Source organism: Pseudoduganella buxea (assembly GCF_009720835.1).
GTDB lineage: Bacteria > Pseudomonadota > Gammaproteobacteria > Burkholderiales > Burkholderiaceae_D > Rugamonas > Rugamonas buxea.
This window is the reverse complement of the sequence record NZ_WNKZ01000222.1, coordinates 1-1027: the sequence shown is the minus strand read 5'-3', so window position 1 is coordinate 1027 and position 1027 is coordinate 1. Positions and strand designations below refer to the sequence as shown.

At 71.7% G+C, this 1027-nt stretch carries 1 protein-coding gene; it reads left to right on the top strand.

The genetic code is table 11. From position 1 onward, the window contains the following. A partial coding sequence (locus GM672_RS27700; protein ID WP_155473696.1) for a sensor histidine kinase occupies positions 1-1027 on the top strand: 1027 nt, incomplete at both ends.

Genomic DNA, 1027 nt, shown 5'->3' with positions numbered 1-1027 from the left:
TAGTGCGCTGCGACGACCTGCTGCGCGACCCCGACCACTCGCGCGCCCTGGCGGCGCAGGCCGGCCCGTGGCTGCGCAGCGTGCTGGCCGCGCCCGTCACATCGCGCACGGGCGAAGTGGTGGGCACCCTGCTGTTCGGCCACCCGGAACCGGCCATGTTCAGCGAGCGCACGGAACGCATCATCGGCGGCATCGCGGCCCAGGCCGGCGTGGCCATCGACAACGCCCGCCTGAACGAAGCGGCGCGCCAGGCCGCCGAGGAACGCATCGCCCTGCTCGACCGCGAACGCAGCGCCCGCGCCGAGGCCGAGCGCAGCAGCCAGATGAAGGACGAATTCCTCGCCACCCTGTCGCACGAGCTGCGCACGCCGCTGACGGCCATTCTCGGCTGGTCGCAGGTCCTGCGGCGCGGCAACCGGGGCGAGGCGGACTTGCAGAAGGGCCTGCAGACGATCGAGCGCAATGCCCGCGCCCAGGCCCAGCTGATCGAAGACCTGCTCGACATGAGCCGCATCATGTCGGGCCAGGTGATGCTGGAGGTACAGACGGTGCACCCGGCGGCCGTGCTCGATGCCGCCATCGACGCCGTACGCGCCGCCGCCAGCGCAAAAAACATCCACATCGAACGCCTGTATGAGGCCGTGGCGCCGGTGGCGGCCGACCCGGCCCGGCTGCAGCAGGTGGTATGGAACCTGCTGTCGAACGCCATCAAGTTCACGCCCCAGGGCGGCCAGGTGCACGTGCGCCTGGCAACAGTGGCGGACCAGGTGGAAATCACCGTCCGCGACACGGGTATCGGCATTGGCGCGGAATTCCTCGACCATGTCTTCGACCGTTTCCGCCAGGCCGACGCGTCGACCACCCGGCGCCACGGCGGCCTGGGGCTGGGCCTGTCGATCGTCAAGCACCTGGTCGAGCAGCACGGCGGCACGGTGTCGGCCGACAGCGCGGGCGAAGGCCGGGGCGCCGAGTTCACGGTGCGCCTGCCGCAGGCGCCGGCCGGCCGCATGCCTGCCGTGGCGTCGCC